General features: G+C 58.7%; 18 protein-coding genes. 12 read left to right on the top strand and 6 right to left on the bottom strand.

What is annotated here, in order from left to right; genetic code table 11:
• Positions 1 to 19: 19 nt before the first annotated feature.
• The 4 genes from Q1A59_RS09065 to Q1A59_RS09080 form a co-directional block, all read right to left on the bottom strand.
• On the bottom strand, positions 20 to 1,585 hold the full coding sequence (locus tag Q1A59_RS09065) for an ATP-dependent acyl-CoA ligase (RefSeq protein WP_298403714.1): 1,566 nt from the start codon (positions 1,583 to 1,585) through the stop codon (positions 20 to 22).
• A gap of 270 nt (positions 1,586 to 1,855) precedes the next feature.
• Positions 1,856 to 2,326, bottom strand: a complete 471-nt coding sequence (locus tag Q1A59_RS09070; RefSeq protein WP_298403711.1) for a hypothetical protein — start codon at positions 2,324 to 2,326, stop codon at positions 1,856 to 1,858.
• A gap of 6 nt (positions 2,327 to 2,332) precedes the next feature.
• A complete protein-coding gene (locus Q1A59_RS09075; protein WP_298483242.1) occupies positions 2,333 to 3,970 on the bottom strand; it encodes a hypothetical protein in 1,638 nt (545 codons plus the stop codon).
• Positions 3,963 to 6,860 (bottom strand): PAS domain S-box protein, encoded by a 2,898-nt coding sequence (locus Q1A59_RS09080; RefSeq protein WP_299644879.1) that lies wholly within the window; start codon positions 6,858 to 6,860, stop codon positions 3,963 to 3,965. The genes Q1A59_RS09075 and Q1A59_RS09080 overlap by 8 nt, the downstream gene beginning before the upstream one ends.
• 189 nt (positions 6,861 to 7,049) lie before the next feature.
• On the opposite strand from Q1A59_RS09080, the gene Q1A59_RS09085 reads away from it, so the two are divergent.
• From Q1A59_RS09085 to Q1A59_RS09105, 5 genes are read left to right on the top strand one after another with little or no spacing between them, the layout of a single operon-like run.
• A complete protein-coding gene (locus Q1A59_RS09085; protein ID WP_298483238.1) occupies positions 7,050 to 8,486 on the top strand; it encodes a GAF domain-containing sensor histidine kinase in 1,437 nt (478 codons plus the stop codon).
• 2 nt (positions 8,487 to 8,488) lie between these two features.
• Entirely contained in the window at positions 8,489 to 12,121 is a 3,633-nt protein-coding gene (locus tag Q1A59_RS09090) for a PAS domain S-box protein (RefSeq protein WP_298403699.1), read from the top strand.
• A gap of 13 nt (positions 12,122 to 12,134) precedes the next feature.
• Positions 12,135 to 12,533, top strand: a complete 399-nt coding sequence (locus Q1A59_RS09095; RefSeq protein ID WP_298403696.1) for a response regulator — start codon at positions 12,135 to 12,137, stop codon at positions 12,531 to 12,533.
• The gene (locus tag Q1A59_RS09100) at positions 12,514 to 14,694 is read left to right on the top strand and encodes a response regulator (protein WP_298403694.1); all 2,181 of its coding nucleotides are present in this window, start codon (positions 12,514 to 12,516) and stop codon (positions 14,692 to 14,694) included. The genes Q1A59_RS09095 and Q1A59_RS09100 overlap by 20 nt, the downstream gene beginning before the upstream one ends.
• Positions 14,691 to 15,866: a response regulator gene (locus Q1A59_RS09105; protein ID WP_298403691.1), complete on the top strand. Its 1,176-nt coding sequence runs from the start codon at positions 14,691 to 14,693 to the stop codon at positions 15,864 to 15,866. The genes Q1A59_RS09100 and Q1A59_RS09105 overlap by 4 nt, the downstream gene beginning before the upstream one ends.
• Before the next feature lie 70 nt (positions 15,867 to 15,936).
• On the opposite strand, the gene Q1A59_RS09110 is transcribed toward Q1A59_RS09105, so the two are convergent.
• The gene (locus Q1A59_RS09110; RefSeq protein WP_298483234.1) at positions 15,937 to 16,545 is read right to left on the bottom strand and encodes a hypothetical protein; all 609 of its coding nucleotides are present in this window, start codon (positions 16,543 to 16,545) and stop codon (positions 15,937 to 15,939) included.
• A 267-nt stretch (positions 16,546 to 16,812) separates the two neighbouring features.
• On the opposite strand from Q1A59_RS09110, the gene Q1A59_RS09115 reads away from it, so the two are divergent.
• The 7 genes from Q1A59_RS09115 to surE all read left to right on the top strand — a co-directional run bounded on the left by Q1A59_RS09115 (position 16,813) and on the right by surE (position 25,386).
• Entirely contained in the window at positions 16,813 to 17,547 is a 735-nt protein-coding gene (locus tag Q1A59_RS09115) for a metallophosphoesterase (RefSeq protein WP_298407342.1), read from the top strand.
• Between the two features lie 5 nt (positions 17,548 to 17,552).
• Positions 17,553 to 18,881 carry an aspartate aminotransferase family protein gene (locus Q1A59_RS09120; protein WP_298407339.1) on the top strand — a complete coding sequence of 443 codons (1,329 nt, stop codon included), beginning with the start codon at positions 17,553 to 17,555 and terminating at the stop codon, positions 18,879 to 18,881.
• A gap of 183 nt (positions 18,882 to 19,064) precedes the next feature.
• Positions 19,065 to 19,991, top strand: coding sequence for an undecaprenyl-diphosphate phosphatase (locus Q1A59_RS09125; RefSeq protein WP_298407336.1), 927 nt, complete (start codon positions 19,065 to 19,067; stop codon positions 19,989 to 19,991).
• 211 nt (positions 19,992 to 20,202) lie between these two features.
• Entirely contained in the window at positions 20,203 to 21,381 is a 1,179-nt protein-coding gene (locus Q1A59_RS09130; RefSeq protein WP_298407333.1) for a tyrosine-type recombinase/integrase, read from the top strand.
• A 159-nt stretch (positions 21,382 to 21,540) separates the two neighbouring features.
• Positions 21,541 to 22,857 carry a chlorophyllide a reductase subunit Y gene (bchY, locus tag Q1A59_RS09135; protein WP_298407330.1) on the top strand — a complete coding sequence of 439 codons (1,317 nt, stop codon included), beginning with the start codon at positions 21,541 to 21,543 and terminating at the stop codon, positions 22,855 to 22,857.
• The gene (gene bchZ, locus Q1A59_RS09140; protein WP_298407327.1) at positions 22,854 to 24,335 is read left to right on the top strand and encodes a chlorophyllide a reductase subunit Z; all 1,482 of its coding nucleotides are present in this window, start codon (positions 22,854 to 22,856) and stop codon (positions 24,333 to 24,335) included. The genes bchY and bchZ overlap by 4 nt, the downstream gene beginning before the upstream one ends.
• Positions 24,336 to 24,612: 277 nt before the next feature.
• Entirely contained in the window at positions 24,613 to 25,386 is a 774-nt protein-coding gene (surE, locus tag Q1A59_RS09145; protein ID WP_298407324.1) for a 5'/3'-nucleotidase SurE, read from the top strand.
• 666 nt (positions 25,387 to 26,052) lie between these two features.
• Here surE and Q1A59_RS09150 read toward each other — a convergent pair.
• Positions 26,053 to 26,923, bottom strand: an 871-nt coding sequence (locus tag Q1A59_RS09150; RefSeq protein ID WP_299043875.1) for a hypothetical protein, incomplete at its 5' end; no start/stop codon positions are given.

Here is a 26,923-nt window from a genome sequence, read left to right on the forward strand (position 1 = left end):
AACCTGCCCGCACCCTATCTCACCGCGATCGCTTGATCCGGTAGCCAGCGGCTTCGCGATCCCATGCGTTACCAACCCCCTCAGCTTTAAGTTTGTACTTCTCAACCCGCTCGGTAGCCGTTTTGGGTAAGCTGTCGCGGAATTCGATGTAGCGCGGCACAGCAAAATAGGCCAGCCGTTCTTCGCACCAGCGCACCAACTCGAGCGGATCGAGCGTCGCGCCGGGGCGTAGCACCACCACCACCTTAACCTCTTCCTCACCCAATTCGCTCGGCACACCAACTGCGGCGCTCTCAAGCACGGCGGGATGCGTATTGACTGCTCGCTCAACTTCCCACGAGGAAATATTCTCGCCTCTCCGCCGGATTGACTGCTTGATCCGGTCGATGAAGATTGCGTAACCCGCCTCATCGAGCTGGCCAAGATCGCCGGTATGGAACCAGCCGCCGCGCATTGCCGTCGCCGTCTGCTCAGGCTGCCGGTAATACCCCATCATAATGAGGTTCTCGCGCTGCGGGCGAATCGCAATCTCACCGGGGACGCCGGGCGGGAGCGGGGTGTCATCGGGGCCAACGATCGCCAATTCAAATCCCGGCATAGCAACGCCGAAGGTTCCTACCCGCACCGCATCGCGTGGGTTAGCGACGCAAAAGCCGGCAGTCTCGGTCAGACCATAACCTTCGATGATCGTCAAACCAAACCGCTCTTCAAACGCACGCCACAGATCGGGTGGGGTTGCTGCGCAGGCCGCTATGCGCACCCGGTGGGCGAGGTCATCGGGAGAGGGCGGCTGTTTCATCAAGATCGGGATCATCGCGGCTAGCAGATTGCAGATGGTCGCCCCCAAATCGGCCAATTGCCGCCAATAACGTGAGGCGCTGAATTGTTCGAGCAGCGCGATGGTTGTGCCGCGATAGATCGCCGGCAACACGGTATGGGCCTGCGCATTGATATGAAAGAGCGGCAGACTAGTACCGAAAACATCATCCGCCGTCGCCCCAATCATCACATCAGCAAAGAGCGCTGCCGAGTGGAGATAGGCGTGATGGTTGAGCATGACCCCCTTGGGCGGGCCGGTGGTACCAGAGGTGTAGAGAATGCTGTGTAGATCAGTGGCATGGCCGGGGGTGGGATCGGCATGCCGCGCTGCGGCGAGCATTGTGTGCCATGCGAAACAATCCGGTGCGGTGACAGTACCTCGCACTAGCAGATGGCGCAGTTCGGGCAGTTGTTCGTGCAACGCCGTGATACGTTCAAGCAACGACTGCTCGATCACCAACACCTTTACGCCAGCATGTTCGAGAATGTAATGCAACACATCGCCTTTGAGGTGAATGTTGATCGGCACTGTCACCGCCCCAAGGCATGCACAACCAAACCATGCCCAGAGATAATCGGGCGTATTGCCAAGCATTAGCGCCACCCGATCACCGGAGCGTACACCGAGATCGGCCAAGACACCGGCGGCGCGCCGGGCCAGTTCGGCTGCCTCGGCGTAGCACCACTGCTGATCGGCAAAGCGGAGGAAGACGCGATCAGGCTGGCGTTCGGCCTGAGCCACCAGAGTATGCCAGAGTGTGTTCATAGACATATCGGTACAATTAAACGCGGCTTATACGGCTATTGTACCTCATGTGAGGCGAAAGGTGTCCCCCCACCCGGGGAGGGGAGATGGGCGGAATGTATTCCGCCCTACATTCAGGGCGGGTAATACTGGAAAGGTGCTATGGATTCCGCCCCCGTCGAGCCGTTGGACGAGGGAGATGTCCCCTCACCCCCGGCCCCTCCCCCACCCGGGGAGGGGAGATGGGCGGAATGTATTCGCCCGGCGATTCGGGGAACTTTGCCCCTCACCCTAGCCCTCTCCCTGTTGGGGAGAAGGGGAAGGGGATGGTGCTGCCTCCATCAACGCGCGTTCGCCCATAGCGGCCAGCAACTGCTCATCGCGGCAATCGCTACCGACGCTCAGAAACGCCAACCAACCCACACCAGCAACCACCAGCGCCAACGGCAGCCACGATGCGCCGAACGCCGGCCAGAACGCGCTGAGGGTAGCAACCGCACCGCTACCATGCAATTGATACCATTGCACGCCTAGGCCCATCAAGCCAAACGCGCTGACTTGCAACGGGCGTAGACGCGGACCATCGATCCGGCACGAGACAGCCTTCCGTTGGCGCCAATGGGCAATCACGCCGCCGCCGATCAAGCTCACGGCCACACCTATGCCCCCACCACCGGGGCCAAGCGCCAGCTCTAACCCGATCGCGACCAGCAACCCCGCTATGATGGCCATACTCCAACGCACCCACCGATAGACAAACATCGTATGCTACTCCAATTTCACCGGCCCCAACTCAGCCTCAAGCACATTGAGCGCAGTGCGCAACACCTTAATCCGAGCATACTTCTTATCTTCCGCCTCAACGATCGTCCACGGCGCAAACGGCGTGCTGGTGCGCAATAGCATCTCATCGGCTGCTTCGAGATAGAGCGGCCACTTTTCACGGTTGCGCCAGTCTTCATCGGTCAATTTCCATGCCTTATACGGCACATTTTGGCGCTCGGTAAAGCGGCGCAACTGCTCTTCGGGACTAATGTGCAGCCAGAACTTAGCAATAATTGCGCCGAAATCAACCAATTGGCGCTCGAACTGGTTAATCTCGGCATAGGCGCGCCGCCACTCATCGGGCCGGGCAAAGCCTTCGACTCGTTCGACCAGCACCCTCCCATACCACGAACGATCAAAGACGGCGAACTGGCCGCGGGGCGGTAATCGACGCCAAAAACGGTAGAGGTAGTGGCGTGCTTTGTCATCGCCAGCCGGCGCGGCAATTGCATGGACAGTATATGCCCGTGGATCGAGTTCGGCGGTTAGGCGTTGGATAGCACCACCTTTGCCGGCGGCATCCCAGCCTTCGAACACGAACACGACTGGCCGTTTCTGATGGTAGACTTGCAAACCGAGCAGATACAGTTTGGCCTGCAACTGTTTCAACTCGCGGTGATACACATCATCATCAAGGCGCAAACTCAGATCGACCCGCCGCAACGGCCCAGCAGCGCGCAGCAGTGGCGCAGCAGGAGTGGTAACAACTGGCGTTGGAGCCGGTTCGAGCTGGTGATTCGCTGTGGCAACAGGCATAGAAACCACGGCTGCCGGTTTGCCATCAGCCGCGCCTATCGCTGGCATCCGGATCGCCACATTATAGCGTCGCAACCCTACACCACTATCATCAATACTGGCACCGCGATTGGCGGCGGTAATACCCAACCGGCTTTCCAAGGCTCCCACAATAACTTGCAGCACGGTCAAGCGGGCATAGCGTTTATCAGCCGCCGGAACAATGTGCCACGGCGCAAAGGCGGTATCGGTGCGAGCCAGCATCTCTTCAACGGCGCGGTAGACCCGCTGGTAGTGCCGGTTCTGCCAGCGATCCTCTTCCGTCACCCGCCACGCATTGAGCGGATCAGTCAATAGCTTGGCAAACCGGCGTGACTGCTGTTTCTTGGTAATGTGCAGCCAAAATTTAAGAATGAGCGCGCCATCATCAGCCAATTGGCGCTCGAAGATTGCCGCATCTTCGCAGCGGGTGCGCCACTGATCGCGGTCGCCGTTGGTCGTGTAGGCGGCCAGTAACTCGCGATACCACGAACGATCAAAGAAGGTCATCTGGCCGTAGCTTGGCACCTTCAGCCAGAAACGGTACAACCACGGATACTGTTGCTCGTAGGTGCGCGGCGGTGTAATCGAGTGGACACGAAAGCCACGCGGATCGAGACGGCGGGTCAAGGTGGCGATTGTACGCGCTTTAGCGGTACCGGCCCAGCCTTCAAACACGAAGATGGTCGGGATGCGGGCATCAAGCAACATCTGCTCAAGATCAAAGAGTCGCGCCTGCAATTCGGGAGCAGTCTGCTGATATTCCTCTTTGCCGAGCGTCACATCAGTACTACAGCGATCAAGCATCGTTTAATTCCTCGCTGATAAACCCGTCCCACATATAACCATTCTCAGCATAGAGTGCTAAAAACACTTCAACCACTTGCGGATCGAAATGGCGGCCCGCCTGTTCGCGAATATAGGCCAGCGCGCATTCCGGCGGCCATGCCGCCCGATATGGCCGATTACTGGTCAGCGCATCATAAACATCAACGACAGCAAAGATGCGAGCTGCCAACGGTATCTCCTCGCCGCGCAAGCCGCGCGGATAGCCGGTACCGTCCCATTTCTCGTGGTGGCACCATGGAATTGCAAGAGCGGGGGCAAGAAAATTGATTGGGCGCAACAATTCAACAGCTAAGGCGGGATGGGTGCGCATAATCGCCCATTCCTGCTCGTCGAGCGGGCCGGGCTTATTCAAAATGGCATCAGGAATGCCCATCTTGCCAATATCATGCAACAATGCGCCCCACCGGATATGCACGATCTCTTCGTCCGAAAAGCCCATCCGCTCAGCAATACGCACTGTTAATTCGGTGACACGACGCGAATGGCCTTCGGTCTCGTGATCGCGTAAATCAAGGGCGCGCGCCCAGCCCTCGATAGTTGCATCATACGCAGCCCGCAATTTATCATGGGCATGTTGCACCTGTTCAAAGAGATCGATACGGCGCAGTGCATTACCCACCCGTTCGGCAGCGGCAGCCAAGAGATCAACGATGAATGCCGAAATCGAACGAGCGCAGATCAATGTTGCCACCGCATGGCAATGATGATGCGCACAATCAAAGCAACGGAACGAGACAACAACAATTTCACCAGTAGGTGCCAGCCCAGCAGGAGCCGGCTTGCGCCACACTGGACAATCTATCCATTGCTGCTCCCAGTGCGACAACCAATCAGCCAAGCCAGTAAACAGTGAGGGATCGCCAAATACTTGCTCGATCTGCCATGTCTCGTCCGTCTGCCGCCACAAGGCTACCGCATCAGCTTGGGTAATGGTGTGAAGCTGCTGTACCAACACCAAGGCCAACTCGGCCCAGTTTTGGGCCGCACGCATGACCTCGTTTAAAGCGTTTATAATCGTCTGCTTCTGCTCGCGTTGCACCCGCTCGGAAATATCTTGCTTCACGGCAATGAAATGTTCGATTACGCCATCGCGCTTGACCGGCGTAATCGTCATCTCTTCATGGTACAGCGAACCGTCTTTGCGACGATTGATCAACTCGCCACGCCATGACTGACCGCTCAGGATTTGCGCCCACATTGCGGCGTAAAACGCCCGATCCTGCTGCCCTGAACGCAATAAGCGGGTATGCTGGCCAAGCATCTCGGCCACCGAATAGCCGGTCAAGGTTGTAAACGCCGGGTTTGCCCATTCGATGGTGCCATTGGTATCGGTAATCACTATCGCCTGCGCCGACGCATTTAGCGCCGTTCGCAGCAAATCGAGCTCAGCTTGGGCTTTTCTACGTTCGCTTATATCGCGGATCACGCTCAACAACACTCGTTCGTTGCCAATATCGGCGCCGATCGAACTCACCTCAACCGGAAACACGCTGCCATCGCGACGCAGATGCAAAGTCTCAAACAAAATGCCTTGCATATTGGCCTGATTCATCTGATCACGCACGATCTGGCGCGTCTCAGGCGCGCGCAAGTCATAGATCGTCTGGGCGCAAAGTTCAGCCCGGCTATAGCCATATACGCGCTCGGCAGCAGCGTTGGCTTCAAGAATTCGACCATCGCTCGCCCGGATAAACAGCACAATATCGCGGGTATAGGCGCTCAGCAACTCATAACGCGCCAGCCGGGCCGCCGCTTCGACCTGCGCCGTCACATCGCGTGCAATCCCTTCGACGGCGCCATCAACCACCACAAAGCGCACATCAAGCCAAACATACCGCCCGTCGTTCCGGCGGGTGTATAGCTGGATCTGGCCGCGGCCTTGGGCGATCAGATGTTTCGCCTGCTCGATCTGCGATTGATCAATGAATGCACTAACCGCTGGCATCTGCGTGAGCAATTGTTCCGGCTCATACCCAAGAATGTCGCGCACTGCTGGATTAACCAAATCAAGCTGCGACTGCGGCGCGAGCGCATAGCGAAAGATAATATCCGGCGCTTGTTCGGCCAGACGGCGAAAACGAGCTTCGCTCTGCTGAAATGCTGCTTGCGCCGCGTCGCGTTCAGTTGCGCGTTTACGTGACTCGATAATGTGGGCTAGGTTGCCGGCCAATAGCATGCCAATATCGATCACCGTTTCACTGAAAAAGTCCGGCTGTTCAGCGTACAGATTCAGCGTTCCGATCACCCGACCATCAATATACAACGGCAACGCCGCCGACGATCGCAACCCGCGCGGCAAGGCAGCGTCACGCCAAGGTTTCATGCGCGGATCGGTCGCAATATCGGCGGCGACCACTGGCTGGCCGAACCGCAAACTCGTGCCGGTCGGCCCGCAACTCCGCTCGGCGTCATCTAACCGGATCTGCACCACATCCACGTAATCGCTGGCCGGCCCCCAGCGCGCGACCGGCACTACCTGCTGCGTTGCCGGATCAACTAGTCCGATCCATGCAAGGCGTAAGTCAACCTCTTCGACCGCCAACCGGCACACTTCCTGTTCGAAGAGTGGTGATGGCGGCGCATTGATGGACAGTTGATGCAAGCGGGTGGCTAAACGGCTCAGGCCGCGTTGCAAGTCGATTTGATGCCAAAGCTGGGTAATAAGGCTATAACCGAACAAGGCGCTGGCGGCGATAAAGCCAATATCGAGCGGCAATCGCGTCCAAGATAGTAGCGTTTGATCGTGCCGCATCCAGAGATGCATGATCAAGAGCCACATCGTCGCGAGCAGGATATAACCGCCGGTGAAGCGAACAAGGTATTGGGCTGAAAGCGATTTATTCTTCATAGCATCACCAGCGCAAGGTGGGTGCTTGCGTGATGGTATTGTAACAAATTGATGCAGCGAAAAACGTACCAATTAAGCTGTTATGAGCACAATTGTCGCAACTCGCCGTAGCTAAATAGAAATGTTATGGAAAGATTAGTGGCGTATAATACATCAAAGAGTCGCCACATCAGCTCGAGGAGTCGCGCTATGCCATCAATCACTGATCACACCGCCGATGAGATCGAACGGCTCGTCGAAATTGCCGAACACCTGCGCGATGGCGACTTCACGATTGACGTGCCGGCCGTGCAGAGTCACGACCAACGGATCAGCCGGCTAGCAGCCTCGCTCCGCGAACTGGCTGCTAGTCTTGCCCGCCGCCAGCGCGAGATCGAGACCCTACACCGCATTACCACCCGCATCAATGCCGGCCTCATGCTCGATGAAATCCTCGACGGCGTGTATAACGACTTTCGCGAGGTGATTCCTTATGAGCGGATTGGGTTTGCCCTGCTCGAAGACGGCGGTAAGGTGTTGCGCGCGCGTTGGGCTCGCACCAGCTTACCCGCAGTCCATTTGAAACGCGGTTACGCAGCACCGATGGCCGGCAGCAGCCTTGAGAAGATCATACAAACTGGTCAACCACGCATCATCAATGACCTCGTACAGTATTTGCGCCGCAAGCCCGAGTCAGAATCAACCCGCCTGATCGTCAACGAAGGGATTCGCTCTTCGCTGACCTGCCCACTGATCGCCAACGGCGTACCGGTCGGCTTTATCTTCTTTTCAAGCACCAAACCCAATACCTACACCAACGAGCATATCGAACGTTATATGCAGATTGCCGAGCAGTTGTCGGTCATTGTGGAAAAAGGCAACCTCGTCTCGCAACTCGCGGCTCAAAAAGAGCTGCTCGAAAAGCAAAACGCCGAACTCCGCCGCTTATCGGCGCTCAAGAACAACCTGCTCGGCATGGTAGCCCACGACTTGCGCAACCCAGTAGCGATTATCCAGATGATGACCGCTATTCTGCGCAACCAAGAATTGCAGCGCCCGCCGGAAGAGCGCCAGCGGATGCTCGATGACATCTATCGCCAGACCGAGCGCATGCTAGCAATGCTGAACGATCTCCTTGATCTGAGCCAGATCGAGAATGGCACGGTGACGATTTCACCCGAACCGGTGGCGATCAAGCCATTGCTGGAAGAGACGATCAACCGCCACCAGTTATTAGCCAATCCCAAACAAACCCGCATCGAACTGGCGAGGTCGATTGATGGCACGGTGTATGCCGATCCATTGCGTCTTCGCCAAGTGCTCGACAACCTGATCTCAAACGCGGTCAAATTCTCGCCTCCCGGCAGTACCATTACGGTGAGCGCCGAACGCGACGGCGACTGGTGGAAATTTGCGGTATCCGACCAAGGGCCGGGGATTAGCCCCGATGAACGCAGCCGGCTGTTTGAAGCGTTTAGCCGGCTATCCGCCCGGCCCACCGGCGGCGAAAAGAGCACTGGTCTTGGGCTTGCCATTGCTCGTAAAGTGGTGATGGCTCATGGTGGCGTGATCGATGTCTCGTCTACACCCGGAAAGGGCGCAACCTTCTGGTTCACCCTCCCTGCCGCCCTCCGTGAAGAGGCTTAACTATGCCGCGCATCTCACCGATCCAGCGACTAACACACACGTATATCATTGGCCTCATACTAATTGCCCTGCTGGCAGTTGGCGGTTACTCGCTGCTCGCGATCAATTCGCTGCGGCTATCACAATACGATTCAGTGCTTGACCTCACCTATCGCCAGCAGATCCGCGCCCAGCAAACGGCGCTGCTCGCCACCGAGCTAGCCCTCTTTGCCAATGCCTCGCAGGCCACCTCGATCCGGGCTGAACTGCGCACCCTCAGCTCTGAATTACAGCAAACACACCAACGGTTGCTGGCAGAAGCACCGATAGCCTATCTGACCCACATGACACCAGCCCTAGAGCGGTTTTTGTTTTATGTCAAAAACCTAGTTGAAGCGCCACCCGATCAACTGAGCCGGGATAATCCCGATCTGCGCGCCATTCAAACAAACCTGATCACGGTGCAAAGCGATCTCAGTGCAGCCAGCAGTCTCTTGCTGATGCAAAGTCAAGCCTTGCGTGATCAGGTTTCACTCATACAAGCTGGTGTGCTGGCGATGATTCTCTTCCTCTTGACGGCTGGCGGTCTGCTGGTCATCCGCCCTTTTGCCCGCAGCGCTCGCCGCGAAGCCGACCAACTGCGCATGCTATCGCTAGTCGCCCGTTATACCGACAACGCGGTGATTATCACCGACCGCACCGGCATAGTAGAGTGGGTCAACGAAGGCTTTACCCGCATTTCCGGCTATACTTTCGATGAAGTGCGCGGGCGGAAACCGGGCGAATTTTTGCAGGGACCGGCGACCGATCCGGCCACGGTAGCCGCGATCAGCCAAGCTCTACGCAACGGGGAGTCAATCAAAGCCGAGATCGTCAATTACACCAAGCAAGGCCGGCCCTACTGGCTCGCACTCGACATCTCGCCGGTCTACGACGAGCAGCACAAACTCACGCACTTTATCGCGATCGAGTCAGACATTACTCATCAAAAAGAGATGGAGCGCATGCTGCGCGCGGCGTTGAAAGAGAGCCGCGACGTGATGAATGCACTCGAACAATCAGCTATCCTGTCGATTGCCGATCCCGAAGGGCACATCCTCGAAGTGAACGAACGATTCTGCGCGATCACTGGCTACCGGCCCGATGAGCTAATCGGGAGAGATCATCGCATCTTCAAATCGGGCGTGCATCCGCCAGAGTTCTTTGCCGAGTTGTGGAACACGATCAAAGCTGGCCAGATCTGGCGCAACGAGATCTGTAACCGGGCCAAAGATGGTCACCTCTTCTGGGTTGATACAACCATTGTGCCGTTTATCGGCGAAAATGGCCAGCCCGAACGATACCTCGCGGTGCGCTTTGACATCACTGCGCGCAAGAAGAGCGAGGAAGAGCTACGTGCTAGCGAGACCCGCTATCGCTCGGTGATTACTGCGATGAGCGAGGGGATCGTGGTCATGAATAAAACTGGCGTGATCGAGACGTGCAACGCCAGCGCCGAACGGATTCTTGGCCTGACCCACGACCAACTGGTAGGCCGCACCAGCTTCGATCCGCGTTGGCAAGCGATTCACGAAGACGGCAGCCCCTTTCCCGGTGAAGAACACCCAATCATGGTTGCACTCACCACCGGACGTCCGCAGAGCGATGTCATCATGGGGATACGAAAACCAACCGGTGAATTGACATGGATATCGATCAACTCTCAGCCGCTGTGTGATGAGCATGGGCAAGTCTACGCCGCCGTCGCCAGTTTCCACGACATCACGGCTCGCCGCTTAGCCGAACAAGAGCTACGCTTCCAGAAGACGCTGCTCGAGTGCCAAACTGAAGCCTCACCTGATGGTGTGCTAGTCGTGTCACCCGAACGGCGCTGCCTCTACGCTAACCGGCGTTTCTGCGAGCTGTGGAAGCTCGATAACATTCCCGTCGAACAGGCAATCTGCGCGGCCAGTATGGAAGCCATGCTAGACCAAGTGTGCGATCCGGAGCGGATGCGCAACGAGATTGAGGAGCTTTACGCCAACCCGCACCTGACCAGTAAAGCCGAGATCGAGCTGAAAGATGGCCGCACCTTCGAGCGTTACAGCGCGCCGGTGATCAGTGCCGAAGGCGATTACTACGGCAGAGTGTGGTTCTTCCGCGACGTCACCGAACGGCGGGCGGTCGAGCGGATGAAGAACGAGTTTGTCGCGGTCGTCTCGCACGAATTGCGCACGCCACTGACCTCAATCCGCGGTTCGCTTGGCTTGTTGGCTGGCGGAGTGGCTGGCGAATTACCGCCCCGTGCCGCAGCTATGATCGACATTGCGCTGAAAAATAGCGAGCGGCTAGTGCGGCTGATCAACGACATTCTCGACATCGAGAAGATCGAGTCGGGCAAGATGGTGTTTCAGCTACAACCGGTCGTACTTGACGAACTCGTGCGGCAGACGATTGAAGCCAATCGCGGCTTCGGCCAGCAATACGATGTCAAGATTGAGTTGACCGCTACCTTGCCCAATGTGCAGGTGTACGTCGATCCCGACCGGATGACGCAAGTCATCACCAACCTGATCTCGAACGCGGTCAAATTCTCACCGGCGGGGGGCAAGGTGGAAGTAGCGATCGGGCGCGAGCCACAAGGACGGGTGCGGATTACCGTTACCGACCATGGGCCGGGGATTCCGGTAGAGTTTCGTGATCGGATCTTCCAAAAATTCGCGCAGGCCGATTCATCAAACACGCGCCAACAAGGCGGCACCGGCCTTGGCCTGAGCATCAGCCGGGCCATTGTTGAGCGGCACGGCGGCCAGATTGGCTTCGTCACCGCAACCGGCGTGGGCACAACCTTCTACGTCGATTTGATCGAATATCGGGCAAACACCACCTCTTTACCGATGCCGGCAGCGCCTCAGTATGCGCCGCGCATCTTGATCTGCGAAGACGATCCCGACATTGCTGCGCTGCTGTCACTGATGTTGCAGCAAGCCGGCTATGCCACCGACGTTGCCCACACATTGGCCAAAGCGCGCGAACTCTTGCAACAACACGACTACCGGGCAATGACGCTTGATCTGATGTGGCCGAACGAAGACGGCAGCACCTTTATCCGTGAAGTGCGCAACAAAGCGCGCACGCGCAATCTACCGATCGTCGTGGTATCGGCGCGGGCCGACGAAGAACAAACCATTGGCGGGGAAGGCGTTGATGTGATAGACTGGTTGCCAAAGCCGATCGATCAGCAACGGTTGCTCACCGCGCTGCGCCGGGCAGCACGGCGCGCCAGCGCGAGCCGGCCCCAAGTGCTGCATATCGAGGACGACAGTGATGTGGTTGCGGTCGTGCGGTTGTTATTAGCCGATATTGCCGAGGTGCAACAGGCAGCCACCATCGCTGAAGCGCAGCACTTGTTACGTACCCAAACGTTTGATCTGGTTATTCTCGATCAGAACTTGCCTGACGGCAACGGGATTGATCTCTTGCCACTGATCGAGAGCCAGCAACCGCCACTGCAAGTCATCCTCTTCTCTGTGCGCGATCTCGACCCGGAAATTGCCAATCGCGTCGCCGTTACGTTGGTCAAATCACGCACGACGAATGCCGAGCTCCTGACCGCCGTGACGCGCCTGCTCGATCAGGCTGCTCCCGCCTCAACATCGCCCACATCGACTAGGTAAAGGAGAACCGCGTATGGCATCGTTGCAGAAAATCCTCTTCGTCGAAGACGATCCTGATATTCAGATGGTGGCCCAACTGGCCTTAGAAGCGGTTGGCGGCTACACTGTGCAGATGTGCAGTTCAGGAGCTGAAGCATTGGCAGTGGCTGAACAATTTGCGCCTGATCTGATCCTGCTCGATGTGATGATGCCGGGGATGGACGGCCCGACGACGCTGGCCGAGTTGCGGAAGAAGCCGGCGCTGGCACAGACGCCAGTGATCTTTATGACGGCGCGGGTGCAGCGCCACGAAGTCGAGCAATACTTGGCGCTTGGGGCAGCCGATGTGATCTCGAAGCCATTTGATCCAATGACATTATCAGCGCAAGTGGCTGCAATCTGGATGAAAGCCTATGAAACCCGATCCTGCTGAACAGTTTGAAGCATTGCGCCGGCGCTACGCCTCGCAGATTGGCGACCGGGTCGAGGCGATTGTAACGGCTTGGCGCCAGCTCGAGCAGAGCCAGTGGGACAAGACGGTTGGGATGGAGGCCCGCCAACTTGCCCATAAACTGGCCGGCTCGGCAGCAATGTTCGGTTTTGCCGATTTGGGTGCGGTTGCCCGCGAGATTGACATCGGCCTGAAAGAGTGGCTCGAACATGATCAGCCCCTCGATGTCGCCGCTTACCACGCTTTGGCCCAGCAGGTCAGGCTGTTGCAGCGGATGGTAAAGGAAGGGAAAGTTACAACTGTCTTGCCGGAATCGGCATCTAAACCACCGCCAGTGCTAGCGCCAACACCCGCCGATCAACCATCTGAGCCACCGCCGCCATCGACGACCTTACCCCAACCACTAGCCCTCCACTCCTACGCATCATCGTCACGCGAACCGAACGGTCGTCCACATACGATTATCTTGGTAGAAGACGATCAAGATTTTGCCATCAATTTGAGTGAACAACTCCAGCTCTTCAACTACGATGTCCATCTCGTCAATGATCTCGAAGGATTGCCAACACTGGTGCGCGCGCTCAACCCAGCGGCGATTGTGATGGATGTCGTCTTTCCCAGCGGCGATCTCGCCGGCACCGAGTCCATTGCCGCCATCCAGCGCGAGCGCACAGTGCCGGTGCCGGTCATTTACATATCCCAACGGGATGACTTTACCGCCCGATTGGCGGCCGTGCGCAGCGGCGGGCATGCCTATTTTGCCAAGCCGGTCGATGCCGGACGGTTAATCGAAGCGCTTGATCGTCTGACCGGTGTGGAAGAGAACACGCCGTTGCGAGTGTTGATTGTTGATGATGACCCCGATTTTGGTCAGCGTTGCGTCCAGAGTCTGGAAACTGCCGGTATGTACGCGCGCGCCATTGCCGACCCGCGCGAGACGCTCGACCAGTTGCAGACCTTCCAGCCCGACTTGATCATTCTCGACATGTACATGCCGATTTGCAGCGGCAAAGAGCTAGCTAGCGTCATTCGCCAACAAGATCGCTACGTTGGCATGCCGATCGTTTTTCTGTCAGCCGAAACCAACCGCAGCCAACAGCAATCGGCCCTTTCGCTAGGGGCAGATGATTTTCTCGCAAAGCCCATTACGCCAGAGGATCTGGTCGCTGCCATTTCGGCTCGCGCCGGCAGGGCACGCTACATCCAGCGTTTTCTCTTGCGCGACAGTCTGACCGGCCTGCTCAACCATCAGGCTGTCGAGGAAGAATTGGCGCGCGAGTTTGCCCGCGCCGAACGGTTACAACAACCGCTGGCCATCGTGATGATCGATATCGATCATTTCAAGCGCGTGAACGACCGCTATGGCCATATCATCGGCGATCAGGTGTTGCGCAGCTTTGCCCGGCTCTTGCACCAACGGTTACGGAAGAGCGATCTGATCGGACGGCACGGCGGTGAAGAATTTCTGATCGCCCTGCCCAATACCTCGGTGATTGAGGCGCGCACGCTGATTGACGGCATTCGCGAGAGTTTTTCTGCCCTGCGCCACTACGGGCCGGCAGGTGTGTTCGGTGTCACCTTTAGCGCCGGTATTGCCGGCTATCCGCAGCATCGCAGCCAGATTGGGGCCATGCAGGCCGCCGATGCCGCCCTTTACCAAGCCAAACGGGCCGGACGCAACCGGGTGGTGGTTGACATGACCAGCAGTGAAGCTCCTTCGGCAATCACGATGGCCGCAATCGTCCCCTCGCCTGCCGGGCAGCAACTCAATTGGCGCGCGCTGATCATCAGCGCCAATGGCATTCAGCGCCGGTTGCTGCGCCAAGCACTGACCGAACACAACATTATGTACGATGTGGTCGACAATGTTGAACATGCGCTCACGTATGAGTCACCCATTCCTCCCAACTTGATTCTGGTCGATATGACGCAGATCGAGGGTGTACGAACCCCGCACTTGATGTCGCTGCGCGATCATTTTACTGCGGCGCGTATCGTGACGATTGCGCCGGCGGCTGCCGAACCTCGCGCTGCTGCCACCATCGCCTTCGGCACTGATGACTATCTTTTGCTCCCGCTTGCAGCGGGGGCTTTACCAGCCCTGCTCGACCGTCTGTCTGCATCCGAGAGGAACGCGCTATGAAACCGCCCACCCTGCTCATTGTTGATGACGACGATGTTGTCGCCGAGATGCTTGAGGTGATGTTGCGCAATGCCGGTTACGAGGTGCGGCGGGCCGCTAGTGGTGAAGAGGCCTTGCAGCAGATTTACAAAGCTCCGCCTGATGCCCTTATCTGTGATGTGCTGCTACCCGGCATCGATGGCTACACCCTTTGCAAGCGGGTACGCCAGCATCCATTGACCAAAACGCTGCCGATACTCATGTTGACGGCGCAAGGCGATATTAGCGCCAAGATCGCCGGCTTTGAAGCGGGAGCGAACGATTATCTCGCCAAGCCGTTTGAACCGCCAGAGCTGGTTTACCGGGTGAAAAACCTGCTCGCCCGCACTGTGAGCGCAGCACCGAGCGCACCGTTGCGGCGCGGTAACATTATCGCGGTGTTTGGCGCGAAAGGCGGTGTCGGCAAAACCACCATTGCGGTATCGTTGGCACTTGCCATTCGCTTACGCACCCGCCAGCGCGTCATCATCGTCGATGCCGATCTCACCTTCGGCGATATCGCCGTTCACCTCAATATTGCGCCAACCCGCAGCATCGTTGATATTGTGCGCAGCGGTGATGAGATCGAGCGTGAAATGGTCAATCAGGTGCTGCTAGCCCATCCTTCCGGCTTGCAGGCGCTGCTGGCGCCACCCCGCCCTGAAGAAGCGGAATTGGTCAGTCCTGACCATATCACTCGCATTCTTGATTTGCTCGCCGTCAGTGCCGACTATGTCGTGGTTGATTGCCAGACCAGCTATGACGATCGCACGCTGTCGGTATTTGATCGGGCCGATCACGTCTTGTTGGTGATTACGCCCGAAATTGGCCCGCTCAAGAACACCAGCCTGTTCCTCGGCTTAGCGAACCAGTTAGGCATCAATCCCAACGCTATCAGCATTGTCTTAAACCGGGCCAACTCTGGCGTTGGGATCGGTGTCGGCGAGATCGAGCGCGTCTTGCGGCGCAAGATCAACTTCCACATCGCTAGCGGCGGCCAACCGGTGGTGACATCCGTCAATCGAGGAATGCCACTGATCCTTGAGCAGCCGAAACATCCCTTTGTGCAGCAAATGTTGTACCTTGGCGACCAGTTGGTGAAGCAGTTGGGAACCGTACCAGCCCCCCAAGCCACTGCACTGGCGGCAGAGTAGAGGCGCAGGGCATGGCACATTGAGTGCGGAGTGCGGCAGTTGAACTGTCGCACTCCGAATTTATTATTTCTTACGGGGTCGCCGTAGGCGTCGGCACTTCCGTCGGCACTTCCGTCGGTAGCATCGTTGGTATCTCCGCCGGAGGTATATCTGGCGTGGCAGCCGGCAACTCGATCGGTGGTAATTCTGGCGATAGCGTCGGCGTGGCCGTGAAGAACACCGGCGGCGGTGGAATAATAATCGGAATCGTCGGCGTATTCGTCACCGGGATCAATTCGTAAGGCGTCGCTGTTGGTGAAAGGAGCAGCGGTGCGGTTGGCGAAGCAGCCACTGTGGACGACAATGTCGCCGTAGGCGAGGCAAACTCGGTCGCTGTCAGTGAAGGCATCGTCGTGGTCACCGTCGGTGGCAGCGCTAGCGTGGGGCCGGTTGCAGTCGGAGCTGCAGTCGGATTGAGCATTGCGCCAACAAAGGCAAGACCGCCTAGCGCATACCCAAACAAGGCCAACAGTAACACCGCCAGTAACACACTGTAGATCACACGATCGCGCGGCGCAAGATCAGCGAACCATGCGCGCAGACCACTTGCCGGGGAAACTGAGACCGGCGCTAGCGCAGCCGGCGCTGCCCCAGCCGGAGCAGTCGCCGCCAGCGGGGTTGACGTTGTAGGTAATGGCATCCCCATGTATAATGGGCAACGTACATGGGACGCCGACAAGCAATAGCGAACTTGATAGTCAGGTTCAATTTGAGGGATATCTTGCGCCTGCCCGGCCGCATAGCAGCGATGCTCTGGCGTCGGCGACGCAAACCGGATCGCTTGATTCTGTTTTAATCCAAGGTACGGGCAGTGTCCTGACGGTTCAACCATAACGGCGACGCTCCTGATAACCGGGTCGCTGCCAATTATACGATCTGGCTGCGAGCATCGTCAAAACGTAAAGATATGCGGATTCTGATCCTCTCTGATATTCATTCCAACATCGTTGCACTTGAAACAGTGCTAGCCGATGCCGGTTCGTTTGACGGGTTGTGGTGTCTCGGCGACACGATCGGCTACGGGCCGGCACCGAATGAGTGCATTGAATTGATGCAGCAACACGCCTCGGTCATCTTAACTGGCAACCACGATTTGGCCTGTCTGGGTAAGATTAGTCTCAACGACTTTAACCCCGATGCCCGGCGGGCTAATCTCTGGAACGGCGCTCAACTCAAACCGGCAAACCGTGAATGGATGTTGCCGCTCCAACCAGTCCATACAGTTAACAATCGCTATTATCTTGCGCACGGCAGCCCACGTGAACCGATCTGGGAATACCTGCTTATGCCATCACAGGCGCTCGCCAACCTCGAATGGTTTACCGAACCGGTCTGCTTCATTGGGCATTCACACGTCCAGTTTGCCTTTCGCTGCCCCAACGGCGAAGATCGGTGCGAGCGCATCATACCGGAAGGGAATAGCCAAATCACGCTCACCAGCGATGCGCGCTACTTCATCAATCCCGGCAGCGTCGGCCAGCCACGCGATCACGATCCACGCGCTGCATACGCCATCTTCGACACCGACAAGCAGATCCTTACCTTTAAGCGGGTAGCCTACGATGTGCAACGCACCCAAGAACAGATGCGCAGCTACGGCTTGCCGGCAGCACTGATCTATCGCCTCAGCGTAGGGATGTAATGCGTATGTCACTCGAACAACTCTACCGCCAACGATTTGCCGGCTCGGCTGTCTTGGCCGAACGCGCCTTGCAACGCTTTCCCGGCGGCGCGACTCACGATGGCCGCTACGCCGATCCCTTCCCTCTCTTCATGGAACGCGCCAACGGGCCGTATAAGTGGGATGTGGATGACAATCGGATGATCGACTATTGGTGTGGCCACGGTGCGCTCTTGCTCGGTCACGGCCACCCGGCGATTGTCGAGGCCATCGAACGGCAAGCGCCGGTCTCAACCCATCTTGGCGCCAGCCACCGGCTCGAGCTAGAGTGGGCCGATCTGATCGCCGAGCTTATTCCGGGAGTGGAGCGTATCCGATTTACCGCTTCGGGCAGCGAGGCAACAACCCTCGCCCTCCGCATTGCCCGTGCTGCAACCGGCAGGATGACACTCATCCGCTTTACCGGCCATTTTCACGGTTGGCACGACGCGCTCGCACCCGGCGCTGATCCCGATGACCCCAATCGCGGCGTGTTACCTGAAACACTAGCGAGTTTGATCATCTTACCAACCGACCTTGATCAGGTAGAAGCAACCCTTGCTGCACGCGATGATGTCGCTGCGGTGATCCTCGAACCAACCGGCGCATCGTATGGCTCGATCCCGTTGCCTACCGATTTTTTAGTCGGCCTGCGCGAGATAACCCAACGCCATGGCGTCTTGCTGATCGCCGATGAAATTGTGACCGGCTTTCGCGTCGCTCCCGGCGGAGCCTGCGCGCGGGCCGGCGTTGTTCCTGATCTGGTCTGTCTGGCTAAGATTGTGGCCGGCGGCTTGCCCGGCGGCGCATTGGCTGGCAGGACCGAATTGCTCGACCTACTGGCGCACGACGAGCATGGCCCCCGCGGGCGCATCCGCCAACAGGGAACGTTCAATGCCAACCCGCTCTCGGCGGCGGCAGGAATCGCGATGTTGCGCGCTGTCGCAACCGGTGAACCCGGCGCAATCGCAGCTCAACGCGGCGAACTGCTTGTCAAGATGCTCAACGAACTCTTTGCGAGTAAGGGCCTGCGCGGGTGGACGGCCTTCGGTGATGGGTCGATCTTCCACGTATTTGTCGATCCTGCCACTGATCTTGCCCCCGGCGACATCCCGCGCAATCTGCCATTGGCGACGCTCAAACGCGGTGGCGATGCCCAACTCTTGCGCCGGTTACGCATGGCGCTGCACCTCAACGGTGTGGATCTGATGCGCGGACGGAGCGGGTTTGTCTCGGCGGTGCATAGCGAGGCGGATATTCGCGCTACCGTTGCGGCAGTGGCGGAGTCAATTGAGATGGTGTTGAATGAGACATAATATTTGCGTTGAAACGGTTGCGCCGGGCGCAACCATGTGATGGAGTGCGGCAATGCAACTGTCGCACTCCATTGTAGAGCATCCTATCCGGCGGCAGACGCCCTCGCACATATTGAAAGTTACGCCCTGCCCGCACGGGTATCGAGCGGTCTGTCACGTAGCCAACAAGGTTTGAATTCCATCATGCAAACACAATCAATCTCGCTACCCCGTTCCAGCCTCTTTATCGGGTTTGCCGTCTTGCTCGCCTTCGCCTTGCTCATCACTGCACCTGTCAACCCCGATTGGTGGCAGATTGTGGTGTTGGGGATTGTGCAAGGCATCACCGAGTGGCTGCCGATCTCGTCGACTGCCCACCTCTTGCTGACCAGCCAATTGCTCAACTATCAAGGCAGCATCGGCGGCACCTTTGAGATCGCGATCCAGTTTGGCACCGTCTGCTCGGTGTTGCTCTTTTATTGGCGCGATCTGTTTGGTCAAGCCAACGCTCTGATCGGGCGCGGCGATCCGGCAGCGATCGCCACGGCACGCAAGCTTTGGCTCGGTGTGATCATCGCGTTTGTACCGGCGGCGGCGGTAGGCATTGTAGCCCGCGATTTTATCAAAGCGGTGCTGTTCGAGTCGCCACTGGTCATCGCGGCAGCGTTGATCAGCGGCGGGATCATCTTTCTTTGGATCGAACGGGGCAGCACCAAGCGCCGCACTAGCACTGCTGTTGATTTTGCCACTGTCTCGAACCGGCGAGCCTTGACAGTTGGTATTGCCCAAATCTTCGCGCTCGTGCCGGGGGTCTCGCGATCGGGCGCGTCAATCGTTGGCGGGTTGCTGGCCGGCTTCGACCGACCCACCGCGACGGCGTTTTCGTTTTATCTTGCTATCCCAACCCTTGGCGCAGCAACGTTGGTTGATTTAATCGGCAGCCTTGACCAGATTCAGACTGCCGATTGGGGCCGATTGTTGCTGGGCGCAACGGTGGCCATGATTGTCGGATATGGATGCATCGGCTGGTTGCTACGCTACATCGCGACCCATAACTTTACCGTGTTTGGGTATTACCGGATTTTGGCTGGGGTGCTGATTATTGGCGCAGTAGCGCTGGGGGTGTTGTAGGAATAGCCACGAAGAGACACAAAAGACATATATCCTGCTCAAGCCTTTGTGATTCTCGTGTCTTTTTGTGGCTATGCTCACATCGCCCCTCCCCCGCTGAGGAAGGGGCTAGGGTAAGGGCCACATGCCAAGCTACCGTGGAGGAAACGGAACAGCTACGAACACACACCCGCCACTCATATCCCTAAACCTTTGTGACTCTCGTGTTTTGGTGGCAATTCCATCTTGCGGCTATGCTACTTGTACCATTATGACCGATCTGGCTGAACAACCACTCACGCCCGACACGCCGATCGCCATCGCCGGCGCAATCTGGCTGGCGCGGCTATCCAGCGCCGGACTCGCCGAGGGCGATGATGACGACGAACTCGATGAAGATACCCGCGAGCGCCAACGCCACCATGCACGCCAGACCATCGCCAGCTACGAGACGGCGGTGCGCATCTTCACCCGCTGGGCCGAACGCAACGGGAAATACCGGCTGGGTGATTTGCAGATCGGCGATCTGGTGGCATACGCCCGCGCCCTGCGCAAACGCAGCTACGACCTCTCGCAGCGAGCGGCGACAGCGCGGGCCAGTGGCCAAAGCGAACGGCTCTCGGAGCGCACGGTGCATGCCTACGTGCGCCCGCTGTTCGGCTTGCTGGCACTGGCAGACTCGCAAGGGGCGATCCCGTTTCGGATCGCTGCGGCTCGCCCCGAAGTGAGCCGCGTCTTGCCGCGCCTGCCTACCCCGGTCGCGCCAACGCCACCCGACCTGCGCCGGCTGGTACGTTTTTATGACAAGTCTGCCGGCGAAGAGCGTGAGCGGCAGATGCTGACTCGCCTGCGCAACGCTGCGCTACTGCACCTGCTCTTTTCCAGTGGGGCGCGCATCTCCGAGGCGCTCAGTCTCGATGTCGGCGATGTCGCACGCGACCGACGTATCTTGGCGCGAGTAATTGTGCGCGGCAAAGGCCGACGAGAAGGCACCCTCTTCATCCGCAAACATGCCGAACAAGCCCTGCACCGCTACCTTGCCGCACGGAACTGGCCGCCGGCCCGCGAACCGCTGTTTGTCGCCCTCGACCCGCGCACCGGTGGCGGACGACTATCGCGGATCAGCGGCTGGCGGATTGTCACCAGTGCCGCCAATGCACTGGCTGATCGAATGGTGTTGGAGGGCAAAGCTGACGAGGCCGAATTGTTACGTCAAGTTACCCCGCATACCTTCCGCCACTTTGTCGGATATCATTTGTTGAATGAGGGGGTTGCGCTCGCCGAAGTATCGCAAATCTTACGCCATCGCAGCGTCGAAGTAACGCGCAGCTTCTACGCCAGCTACGCTGACGTGCAACTGCAAGAGGTGCATGACCAGTTTAGCGCCGATCCGTGGCCGATGGATGAATAGAACATGGATGTGACAGCTTGGCCATCCGCGCCGATCCATTTCTCATTTCTACGCATACCACTTATGCAAGAAAATTGTTGTATAATACCAACTATTCGCGTCCCTACTTGATCATCCCGGCATGCAGCAGAGCGGCTGCGTCCGGGCAGAGGAGTTGTTATGGCCGAGATCATTCCCCTGACGCCGGCCGGCGCCGAGGCCCCCGCCGAACCGTTTCGCGGCGGCGCGTGTAAGCTCCATCCGCAGACGATGTGCCCTGCCTTTGGCGCGTTGCGCGTGCTTACCCGGATCGAGGGCGCACAGCCGGCAATGGTGACCGATACCGGCTGCCTGTATGGGTTGACGTTTGTCACTCACTTTTACGCGGCGCGCAAGAGTATTGTCGCGCCGGCATTAGGTACGGCTGAGCTGTCGAGCGGTAAAGTGCAAGAGGCGGCCAACGCGGCGATTGCCGAAGCGGCGACGGCGGCCAATACGTCGTTTATCCCGGTAATTTCGCTCTGCGTAGCCGAAACGGCCGGGTTGGCCGAGGAGCTGCTGCCGCAAGAGGTAAACGGCAAACCGGTCATTTTGGTGCGGGTGCCGGCCTACGCCATCCATTCCCACCCCGAAGCAAAGGATGTGGCGCTAGCGGCGGTGATGCGGCGGTTTGTCGATACTAGCGACGAGCATGAGCCGGGGACGCTAGCGCTGATCGGCGAGGTCTTTCCGGCTGATCCGTTGTTGATCGATGGTGTCCTACGCAAAATGGGCGGACGGGTGGTGACAACGCTCCCCGGCCGGCACGTCGATGAGATTAAACAGGCTGGGCGGGCAGCGGTGGTGGCGGCGCTCCACCCCTTTTACCGCGAGACGATTGGCGTCTTGCGCGAGCGGGGGGTCGCCGTAGTCAGCGGCGCGCCGATCGGCGCTGAAGGCAGTGCAGCATGGCTGCGCGCTATCGGTGCGGCGCTCGACCTTGATGAAGACGCGGTTGAGCGCGTTGCCGCCGAAGAGGAAGCTGCCGCGCGTGGCTTTTTGGCCAGCAAACCGCTGCAAGGCGCGACGATTCTCGTTTCCGGCTACGAGGGCAACGAGATGCTCTATGCCCGCTTGCTGATCGAGGGTGGCGCACGCGTACCTTATGTGAGCACTAGCATTGGCCCCAGCGCCCTTACCGCTGCCGATGAAGCGTGGCTGAAGGCCCACGGCACCGAGGCGGTGATCTATCGCAAGACGCTCGAAGACGATCAGGCGGCAATGGCGCGCTGGTCGTTCGATCTCGTGATCGGCACCACCACGCTGGCTGCCTACGCCAAAGAGAAAGGCATTCCGTCGGTCTACTACACCAACATTCTCAGTGTGCGCCCGCTCTTTCTCGCTGGTGGCATGGTCGCTTCACTCAGCTTTGTGCGCGACCTGCTCAACCGCAAACCGATCTACGACCGCATGCTGGCGTTCTTCGAGGGTGATGAGGGCCGGGAGGCGAACCGATGAGTATTACCTTGATCCGCGATATTTCCGATACCAGCAGTTATTGGGGCGCGTCATGGGTGTTCGGCTGCTTCCCCGACGTGCATATTGTCTGTGACGCTCCAATCGGCTGTTACAACCTGCTTGGGATGGCGGTGACCGATTATACTGACGCGCTCCCACATATGGCGAATCTGACACCGACCTCCATCCGCGAAGAGGACGTGATTAACGGCACGGCAAAAGCGCTGATCCGCACGATTGACGATCTGCGCACGATGGGGATGCTGGAAGGCAAACGGCTGCTGGTGGTTTCGACCGCCGAGAGCGAGATGATTAGCGCCGATCACGCCCAACTGGTAGCGCAGATCGACCCTGAAGCGCGGTTCTTCTGGAGCCAGTCGCTCGAACAGGATGAGTGGACGGGGCGCGAGCGGGCGTTGCTGTTTGCGTGGGAACAGTACGGCAAGCCATTTGTGCCGGCGGATGTCAAACCCCGCCCGCGCACGGTCAATATCATCGGCCCTTCGTTAGGATGTTTCAACGCGCCTAGCGACCTCTTCGAACTCAAGCGGTTGATCACTGGCATTGGCGCCGAGATTAATCTCGTTTACCCCTACGAAGGCAGTATCGCCACTACTCCCAAGCTGGCGGAAGCAGCGATCAACGTGGTGATGTACCGCGAGTTTGGCCAAGGCTTAGCCGAAGCGTTGGGCCGTCCCTACCTCTTCGCACCGTTCGGCGTCTTTGGCACTACTGCCTTCTTGCGCGAACTCGGCCAACTGCTCGGCCTCGACCCGACGCAAGTCGAGGCGTTCATCGCGCATGAGAAGCGTACCACCCTGCAACCGGTGTGGGACCTGTGGCGTGGCCCGCAAAGCGACTGGTTTGCAACAGTGGATTGCGCTATTGTAGCTGCGCGCAGCTATGCCGATGGGTTGCGTAGCTTCCTTGGCGATGAGCTAGGGATGAAGATCGCGTGGGTATCGGGCCGACCGCGTCGAGACGACGAGCCGGACAACATCGAAATCCGCAAGCGACTGCATGCCAAAGCGCCGGCGTTCGTGTTCGGCAGCATCAACGAGAAGATTTATCTGGCTGAAGCTAACGCGCGTGGCACGCACTACATTCCGGCCACCTTCCCCGGCCCGGTCGTGCGCCGTACAACCGGTACGCCGTTTATGGGGTATGCTGGGGCGGCCAACCTCATGCAAGAGCTGGTCAACCGCTTCTATGAGACGGTAATCAACTTCTTACCGGTCGAGACAGTGACGCCAACCGCCGGCGGCCCGCCCAAGCCGAGCGGAGCCGAGACGATGCCGTGGACGAAGGAAGCAACCGACCGGCTGAACGCGGCACTTGACGCGGTGCCCTACCTTGCCCGTATCAGCGCCAGTCGTTCGCTGCGCGCCGCCGCCGAGCAAGCGGCCCGCGCACGCGGCCTGAAAGAAGTCACGCTCGACATCATCGAAACGGCAATTGCTCAGGGAGCCGCGTCGTGATATGCTGAAAGCGGAGCGCGGTGGCAGGCCGAATGCATCGGTGCGCGGATGCAGAGCGTTGGTGCGAAGATGTCTAGGCAACCGATGCTTTGCTGCCGCCTTGAGGCGCAGGCCGTTGGCCCGTCGGCAATGGTTCGTAGCTCTAAGCGGCAGTATGGTTGCACGCCGCCTTCCCTTAACAGGGGAGCGAAACGGATTTTCACCGGCACTAATGCTGTCGCGAGCCGACTAGCGCTCCGCTTGACGCCACCAATCACGAGCATTGCGGAGTCTCTGAATGCATATCTTAGTCACTAACGATGACGGTATCGACAGCCCCGGTCTCTGGGCACTAGCTGGGGCTATGCGAGCAGCCGGCGCGCAGGTCAGCGTCGTTGCTCCTGCCGAAGAGCAGAGCGCGATGAGCATGGCGCTGCCGCCGCAAGCGAATCGCGAACTGCGCGCCATTATCCCGCCTGCCGAATTTGATGGCATACTCGCCTTTGCCCACAACGGCTCACCGGTTGCGTGCGTGACGATCGCTATGCTGAGCGGCGTGCTGCCGCCGATCGACGCCGTAGTCTCGGGGATCAATCGCGGCCTCAACAGCGGCACCAACGTCATGCTCAGCGGCACCGTCGGCGCGGCGATGATCGGCGCAATGTGGGGACTACCAGCCATGGCGGTATCGCTACAGTATCGCGGCCCAGAACCGATGCCGTGGCACACGGCAGCTTATGCCGCCCAGCGCCTCTTACCGCTACTCGAACAGATTCGCGGGCATGCGCCGATCGTGCTCAACGTCAATGTTCCCCACGTCGCTTCACCATCCGAACTGCGCGGCTTTCGCCAGACCCGGCTGTCAGAATTCTTCTTTGGCCACTACATTGACATCGCCCTCACCCCACCCGGCCCCGTCGAGCGGGCGCAGATCGCGTTTCACTTTGCCCGCGAGCGCATCCCCGAATTTGCACTTGATACCGACGATGGTGCAGTACTGGCCGGCTATGTCTCGGTGACGCCGTTGCGACCGATGATTGACGGCAGCCCGGTACGGTTGGAATTACCGTAGGGGGGACGGGTTTTAACCCCGCCTCTACCTTTATCGAGGACACTCCCGGCCCCTCCGCTATAGGGGGATGGTCCCCTCTCCCCCCTTGCCCCCCTCTCCCACCCGGGGATGGTCCCCTCTCCCCCCTTGCCCCCCTCTCCCACAAGGGGAGAGGGGGGAATGCTCCCCTCCCCCCTTGTGGGGGAGGGGCCGGGGGTGGGGGCAACAGGGGCGGGGCCGGGGGTGAGGGCGCTCCCCTCCCCCCTTGTGGGGGAGGGGCTGGGGGTGGGGGCAGCAGGAGCAGGGCTGGGGGTGGGGGCAGCAAGAGCAGGGCCGGGGGTGGAGGCAACAGGAGCAGGGCCGGGGGTGGGAGCAACAGGGGCAGGGCCAGCGGTGAGGGGAATGCGCCCCTTGCCCCCCTCTCCCACACGGGGAGAGGGGGGAGGGCCTGATGTTGGGCGGAATATCTGCCGCCCCCGTTCATGCGCTGGCGGGGATAGGCCTATGGAGGGTGGAATGTCTGCCGCCCCTACCAATCTGCTAAGAGGAATGCCCCTATCCAACCCCATTACGGGGAGGGGGTGTTTCTCCTGTCATTGGGAGGGCGCGTAGCGCCTTAAGCTATTTCCTGCTTGCGCGCGGGTCACCTGCAAGTTGCTACCGTGACTCCAGCACGAACATCACACGTTATCTGGTCTGCCAGTATCCTGTATTCAGGATTTTCCAATCTTGTTGTTGATCGGTCTTTGAACCGGGCTGACAGAGCAAATCTCTGCTAGATTGCAGTTGTTTGCTGTAATCCCAACCTGCAATGACCTCATATTGCCCCTTGAAGTTATTGGACGATGCTGGCGGCAGGGCGTGGGCTAGAATGTGATCCGACTTCACTACGGGATCGTTCTGGTTGAGATCAACCTTGCACCCGAAAATATCGTTTGCATTTTGGCAATTTATGCGGAGGATTCTCCCTAGCCCATATTTTGTATCCCCACCGATGAGGAGCAGCTCCGGGGGTGGGGAACCGAGAAGCTGGCAGCATGTTCCTGTAGAACCCGAGCTGGATTGGACAAATACATACCCGACTAGCCCCACCACACTCTGGTTGCTCCGCCAGTATGGGCCGATCACCTCAAACTCGCGCAAGGTGGCTTCTTGAGCGGTGTCTGAATCAGGGGCAATGGCTGTGCCGGGCCGTGTGCTGAGGAGGCGTGTGCGGAAAGTGCGATCCGCTACATCGGCGGTTTGATCTTCGCGCCTCCACACCAACTCTGCTCCTGTCTTGTAATGCGGCAGCCATGCTTTCCACTCATTGCCCTCTTGCTCAGCAGGGAAGAGGTAGCTGAAGCGGATTCCTTCCTTGAGCTGATCACCCACCCTCTGATAGTCAGGAAAAGTGTTAACGCTCGCCATTGACTGTGCCAGTGCTTCGGTGAGGGTGCCCCACAGATTGCGGGCCGGCACGTACAGCCGAGTGCGGTTTAGGTTGCCGGCAGGCGCCATGCCGATATGAAGCGGCGACTCCAACCGCCAGACCCAGCGATAGAGCGACCAAGCCATC

This window comes from uncultured Chloroflexus sp. (assembly GCF_937951745.1).
GTDB lineage: Bacteria > Chloroflexota > Chloroflexia > Chloroflexales > Chloroflexaceae > Chloroflexus.